This window comes from Prosthecobacter sp., assembly GCF_046154365.1.
Lineage (GTDB): Bacteria > Verrucomicrobiota > Verrucomicrobiia > Verrucomicrobiales > Verrucomicrobiaceae > Prosthecobacter.
The window spans coordinates 1-5,641 of sequence record NZ_JBJXFV010000235.1 but is presented as its reverse complement, the minus strand read 5'-3'; the positions used below and the strand labels follow the sequence as shown (position 1 = coordinate 5,641).

Annotated in this window: 6 protein-coding genes; 4 read left to right on the top strand and 2 right to left on the bottom strand. The window is 62.1% G+C overall.

The window, feature by feature from the left end:
• The first annotated feature begins 173 nt into the window (after nucleotides 1–173).
• Genes ACKVY0_RS29625 through ACKVY0_RS29615 form a run of 3 tightly spaced genes read left to right on the top strand, consistent with a single transcriptional unit; the run spans nucleotide 174 to nucleotide 2,572 of the window.
• On the top strand, nucleotides 174–884 hold the full coding sequence (locus tag ACKVY0_RS29625) for a hypothetical protein (RefSeq protein WP_409218498.1): 711 nt from the start codon (nucleotides 174–176) through the stop codon (nucleotides 882–884).
• Nucleotides 881–1,621, top strand: a complete 741-nt coding sequence (locus ACKVY0_RS29620; protein ID WP_409218497.1) for a type III pantothenate kinase — start codon at nucleotides 881–883, stop codon at nucleotides 1,619–1,621. Before ACKVY0_RS29625 ends, ACKVY0_RS29620 begins: the two co-directional genes overlap by 4 nt.
• 12 nt (nucleotides 1,622–1,633) lie before the next feature.
• Nucleotides 1,634–2,572 carry an ROK family protein gene (locus ACKVY0_RS29615; protein ID WP_409218496.1) on the top strand — a complete coding sequence of 313 codons (939 nt, stop codon included), beginning with the start codon at nucleotides 1,634–1,636 and terminating at the stop codon, nucleotides 2,570–2,572.
• An 89-nt stretch (nucleotides 2,573–2,661) separates the two neighbouring features.
• On the opposite strand, the gene ACKVY0_RS29610 is transcribed toward ACKVY0_RS29615, so the two are convergent.
• Nucleotides 2,662–3,927, bottom strand: a complete 1,266-nt coding sequence (locus ACKVY0_RS29610) for a Gfo/Idh/MocA family protein (protein ID WP_409218495.1) — start codon at nucleotides 3,925–3,927, stop codon at nucleotides 2,662–2,664.
• A 212-nt stretch (nucleotides 3,928–4,139) separates the two neighbouring features.
• On the opposite strand from ACKVY0_RS29610, the gene bioB reads away from it, so the two are divergent.
• Nucleotides 4,140–5,171, top strand: coding sequence for a biotin synthase BioB (gene bioB / locus ACKVY0_RS29605; protein ID WP_409218494.1), 1,032 nt, complete (start codon nucleotides 4,140–4,142; stop codon nucleotides 5,169–5,171).
• Here bioB and ACKVY0_RS29600 read toward each other — a convergent pair.
• Nucleotides 5,168–5,641, bottom strand: a 474-nt coding sequence (locus tag ACKVY0_RS29600) for a hypothetical protein (RefSeq protein WP_409218493.1), incomplete at its 5' end; no start/stop codon positions are given. The genes bioB and ACKVY0_RS29600 overlap by 4 nt on opposite strands.

The following is a 5,641-nucleotide window of genomic DNA, read 5'->3' as shown; positions in this document are numbered from 1 at the left end:
TCCCCGCGAGAAACGTGTTGCGCAAACAGGCGAGCTTCGGGGCTAGCGAAGCGCCGCGAAGCGAAAGGTTAGGTGAGGGGCCAGTTCGGCGTTCGTTGCAGGATTGCTTAACGGCATTGGCTTTAGCTCGTCCGGGAGGTTGAAATAACCGGTTCATGCCCCACTTTGAAGGCATGAAGCCAATCACTCTCGTTTTCTTTCTCCTCACCGCCGCCGCCTGGGCCGGCGTGGAGGTGGACGTGGATAAGTTTGGTGAGAGCCTCGGCGGTTGGAAAAAAGAGGACGGCAAGGCCGCTGAATACAAATTCTCGGAGAGCAACTACCGCACCTACAAGCCGGAGATCTCCAAGGCGCCCGATGGCGGCATCTTCATCTCCGTGCGCGTCGATCATATGCGCGGCATGTTTTCCTCCGACGATCACGCGAGCCTGGAGATGAGCTTCGGCCCCGATGGTGCGCTGCTTTCCGCGCAAGCTTACATTTCCATCCAAGAGCGCCGCATCAGCAGCGACATGTTCCGCAGTGGCAGCCGGTCGGCCGCTGGAGCAGTCGGAAATGTTGTCGGCGGCACCGGCGCGCAGGCCGCCAAGGTCGGAGGCGAGGTGTTTGCCAATCTCACCGGCAAGCTGCTGCGCGAAAACGTCACCGAACCGGGCCGCGTCGCCTTTCCCGCCGCGCTGCGACACAACTACAACCTGTTCTATCCCTGCGTGCATGTGGAGAAAGACCCGCCCAAGGCGCTGCCGGTTGAAGAAGGCATTGATGCCACCAAGCCGGTGACTCCGCCTGCTGCTGTGGAAAAAAAAGCCGCGCCGGGAGGTACCATCGAAGTGCGCACCTTTGGTGAACCACCGCCAGAACCTGCGCCACCGGCCAAACCATGAGCAGCCAGCGCCTGCTCATCGACGTCGGCAACGGTCGCACCAAGTTCGGCCTCGCCACCAGTGATGCCATCCTCGAACGCCGCGAGCATGCCACGCGCGAGCTTTCACCCGATGCTGTGCGTGACATCACGCGTGGCTGGAACTTCAGCACTGCCGTGCTGTGCAGCGTTGTGCCGAAGGCCGTGCCTGCGTTTCGTGAGGTCTTCGGCGCTCAGCTCATCGAACTGCGCTACGACACGCCGCTGGGCATCGGCATTCGCTACCCGAAGCCTGAGAGCATCGGCCCTGACCGTCTCGCGAACGCCGTGGCGCTGGCGCACATGCACGGTGCCCCCGGCATCGTTATCGACTTCGGCACCGCCGTCACTTTTGACATCCTGAGTGCCGACAAGTTCTACATCGGCGGTGTCATCGCCCCTGGGCTGCGCTTGATGACCGATTACCTCCACGAACGCACCGCCTTGCTGCCGCGCGTCGATTTGCACGAACCCATCAGCGTTATCGGTCAGTCCACCGAGGCCGCCATCCTCGCTGGAGCCGCCTTCGGCTACCGGGGCATGGTCAAAGGCATCCTGGAGGCCCTGAAACAAGAACTGGGCGACAAGCACGCTCATGTCGTCGCCACCGGCGGCGATGCGGAGTGGATCATCTCCGGCATGAGCGAACGCATTGTCGTGGACCCCGATTTGACCTTGCACGGACTGCGTTTGGTGGGCAATCTCCGCGCCCCGCTCTGAGGGCGGGTTGATATGGCTGACTCTGCAAAAACCTCCATCGGCATCGACTTCGGCGGCACCTCCGTGAAACTCGGCGTGTGCCGGGGCGATGAACTTCTCGTCATCGACGAACCCATCCCCACCGCCCAGTTCCACGGCCCGGCCGCGCTCATCGGCGAAATGGCCGCCCGCGTCGCGAAGCTGCAACAGAAATACCCGGACATCTGCGCCATCGGCGTCGGCGTGCCCGGCCTCGTCGATTTCGATCACGGTTTCGTGCATGAACTGACGAACGTCCCCGGTTGGAAGCATGTGCCGCTCAAGGCCATCCTCAGCGAGAAAACCGGCCTGCCCGTGCTCGTCGAGAACGATGCGAACGCGATGGCCTATGCCGAGTTTCGTTACGGTGCCGCACGCGGCCTCAAAAACGTCATCGGCCTCACCATGGGCACCGGCATCGGCGGCGGGATCGTTTTGGACGGCAAGATGTTTCGCGGCAGTGGCTTCGTGGCAGGCGAGATCGGCCAGATGAGCATCCATTTCGACGGCAAGCCCGGTCACTACGGCAATCTGGGTGCGCTCGAAAAATACACCGGCAACCAGCAGATCGCCGAGCACGCCGTGCTGCGCTACGCCGAAGCAGGCATCGATAAAGACCTCGCCGACTGCACACCCAAGCGGATCGCCGATGCCGCGCAGGCCGGCGACGACATCGCGCGTCAGATCTGGGGCGAAGTGGCCGACTGGCTCGGCACTGCAATCTCCAGCATCGCGTGGCTGCTCAATCCCGATGCGTTTGTCATCGGTGGCGGCGTGGCGCAGGCCGGGGATCTGATTTTTGACCCGCTCAAGCGCAAGGTGCAGAGCATGCTCAGCACCGTCGTCTGGGAGCGCCTGCAAATCCTGCCCGCCCGCTTCAGCAACGAGGCCGGCATCATCGGCAACGCTGCTTTGGCGGCCGACGCCGCGTAAAGTAGTCCGCACAGTCCGCTTTCAGGCTGCAAGGGAGCGAGATGTGATCGCGAAGCGCCGCACAGCGGACTTTGCGGGCCACTTTCGGGCTACACCTTCACATCCCACCCCTTGCGATAACCCTCGCGGCCCCAAAGCTTCAGCGCTTCGGTGTTGTCGAGGATCTTGCCGGTCTTCGGATCGCATTTCACCACCGTGTTCGTACGGTAGGCCATGTTGCCGAGGTGGCACATCATCGTGCTCTTCTGGCCTTCGACGATGGGGCTGTTGAGCTTCGCTTCGCCGCGAATCGCGTCGAGGAAGTTGCCGATGTGCGCGGGATCGCCACCGCCAGCGCCTTTGCCCTTGCTGACTTCGACGCCTTTCGGGTCGTAGATCGTCCAAGTGTCGCGACCGGCGGCCATGGTGCCGTTGTCGCCGTAAAACATGACTTCGGAGAGCGGCTTCTCCGCCGCACGCGGATGTGAGCTGCTCTGCACCCATTCGCAGCCCGCGTGGCCGAAATCATAGACCGCCGTGCCGGTATCCGGCGTTTCCTGGGCATCATCGAAGAAGTAGCGGCCGCCATTGTAGGTCGTGCGCAGCGGGTAGTCGCCCTTCAGGCCCCAGCGCAGGATGTCGAGCGTGTGGATGCCGTTGTTGCCGAGTTCGCCGTTGCCCCAGTGCCAGAACCAATGCCAGTCGTAGTGCGCCAGCGCTTTGAAGTCGTGCTTCGCATCATCCGGCACCGGCCCCTGCCACAGGTTGTAGTCAATGTCCGGCGCAGCGGGTTTCTCGTTCGCCGCGACGGATTTGCGCGTGTTGTAGTAGAAGCCACGGCCAAAACGCACCGGCCCGATGGCACCGCCGTGCAGCGCTTCAATCGCCTCCTTCATCCAGGTGCGGCGCTGATTGCCCATCTGCACCACGCGGTCGTATTTTTGCGATGCTTCGACAATCATCTCCGCCTCATGCGCATTCTGGCTGCCGGGTTTTTCCACATACACATGCTTCCCGGCCTGCATGCACAGCAACGCGGCGGGCGTGTGCCAGAAATTCGGCGTGGCGATGAAGACGGCGTCGAGCGTCTTGTCATCGAGAATGGTGCGGAAGTCCTTCACACCCACGCACGACACCTTTTGCGTGTCGTTGACCACCTTGAGGCCGCTTTCGAGACGCTTCGGGTCCACTTCGGCCAGATACGCGATCTCCACATTCGGCAGCTTCAACAACGCCTGCACATGCCCCATGCCACGTCCCAACGCCACGACGGCCACCTTGAGCTTTTTCTGCGCGGCATCCGCAGCACGGAGTTTTGGCAAAGCGGAGACTGCGGCGAGCGCGGACGTTTGGTGGAGGAAGGATCGGCGGTTCATGGTGGTGCAAAGAATCGGCTTCGAGCGGGGCTGTCTTGCACTCCATCCATCGTCCTCGTCCTCCTACTCGAACTCGTCCTCGATTCTTCGGCCCCGCTATCACCCAGCGCACCCGATTTGATCGAGGACGAGCACGAGCACGGGTAGGAGGACGATTCCAAGCCAACTTTTCCCGTGCATCTCGCCCATTTGCGCCAACAATCCCACGCCCTATGACCTTCGCCGAGCTTCACCGCATCTATCACCAGCCCTTCTTCAACCTCCTCAAGCAGGCCCGTGCCGTGCATGACGAGCATTGGACGGACAACTCGGTCCAGCTTTGCACCCTGCTCAGCATCAAGACCGGCGGTTGCAGCGAAGACTGCGGCTACTGCGCCCAGAGCGCCCGCTACACCACCAGCGTGCAGGCGGAGAAGCTCATGCCGAAGGAGCAGGTCATGGAGCGCGCCCTCGCCGCCCGTGCCAGCGGCTCCACGCGTTTCTGCATGGGTGCCGCCTGGAAAGGCGTGCGCAAAGGCACGCAAAAATTCGACCAGGTGCTCGACATCGTGCGCGACGTTTCCAAGCTCGGCATGGAAGTCTGCGTCACCCTCGGCGAACTCGGCGCTGACGAGGCCGCCGACCTCAAGCAAGCCGGCGTCACCGCCTACAACCACAACGTGGACACCTCGCCGGAAAACTACCCGAACATCGTCAGCACCCACACCTTTGAAGACCGCCTGCGTACCATCCGCCACGCGCAAGACGCCGGCATGTCCGTCTGCTGCGGCGGCATCCTCGGCCTCGGCGAGACCATCGACGACCGCCTGAAAATGCTGGAGGTCATCTCCAACTTCAATCCGCAGCCCGAAAGCATCCCGATCAACGCCCTCATGCCCATCACAGGCACGCCGATGGGCGACAACGAAGTCATCGATGCCTTCGCTTTCGTCCGCATGATCGCCGTCACCCGCATCGCCGTGCCCAAGGCCAAGGTGCGCCTCAGCGCTGGCCGCACCAACCTATCCAAGGAAGCCCAAGCCCTCGCCTACTTCGCCGGTGCCAACTCCATCTTCTACGGCGACAAACTCCTCACCACCGCCAATCCCCGCGCCAACGAGGACATGAAACTCCTCCGCGAACTCGGCCTCGCTCCCCTGGAGCCGAATCCAGCCATGGAAGCCCCCGAATCCATGGACGGCGTACCGCTCAGCCCCTGCTGCGAGAGCGCGTGCGAGAAGGAAAAGGCGAGCGCTTGCTGCTAAATCCCTTCAGGAACAGTATCGGTTGGCGTTAGTTTTGATGCGATGCTCTGCGTGAGCGGGTAGCTCAAGCCATAGCGACGCCAGAGGCTACCGATTAGATCCAAGACAAGGCCTTGAACGTTGGTCGGTTGCGCGGACAACTGCCGCGCAAACTCAACATCACCGACCGTGGTGAGCGCAAGAGCCAGCTCGGAAGCGTGGTTCTCACCTTTCTCTCCATACTGAAAGACCTCATCCACCGATTTTGCCATCAACTGCGCCAAGGAGTCGCCTGCGTAACGTGATTCGCCGAACTCGGGCTTCCAGTAGAAGCTCTGACGCAGAGCCGACTTTTCGTCATTGCTGAGTCCATGTTGAGCTGAGCCGTAACCATGCAGTTGGGTTTGCGCTGAGCGCGGCAGCGTCCTGGAGTGCTCCAGCCCTCTGGAGCTTTCCGCAGGCCCGGGGACGCTCGAAAGCGCCAGAGGACT

Bases quoted from the DNA above. Each gene is read 5' to 3' on its own strand.
- ACKVY0_RS29620 (WP_409218497.1), top strand. From the start codon at position 881: ATGAGCAGCCAGCGCCTGCTCATCGACGTCGGCAACGGTCGCACCAAG.
- ACKVY0_RS29615 (WP_409218496.1), top strand. From the start codon at position 1,634: ATGGCTGACTCTGCAAAAACCTCCATCGGCATCGACTTCGGCGGCACC.
- ACKVY0_RS29610 (WP_409218495.1), bottom strand. From the start codon at position 3,927: ATGAACCGCCGATCCTTCCTCCACCAAACGTCCGCGCTCGCCGCAGTC.
- bioB (WP_409218494.1), top strand. From the start codon at position 4,140: ATGACCTTCGCCGAGCTTCACCGCATCTATCACCAGCCCTTCTTCAAC.
- ACKVY0_RS29625 (WP_409218498.1), top strand. From the start codon at position 174: ATGAAGCCAATCACTCTCGTTTTCTTTCTCCTCACCGCCGCCGCCTGG.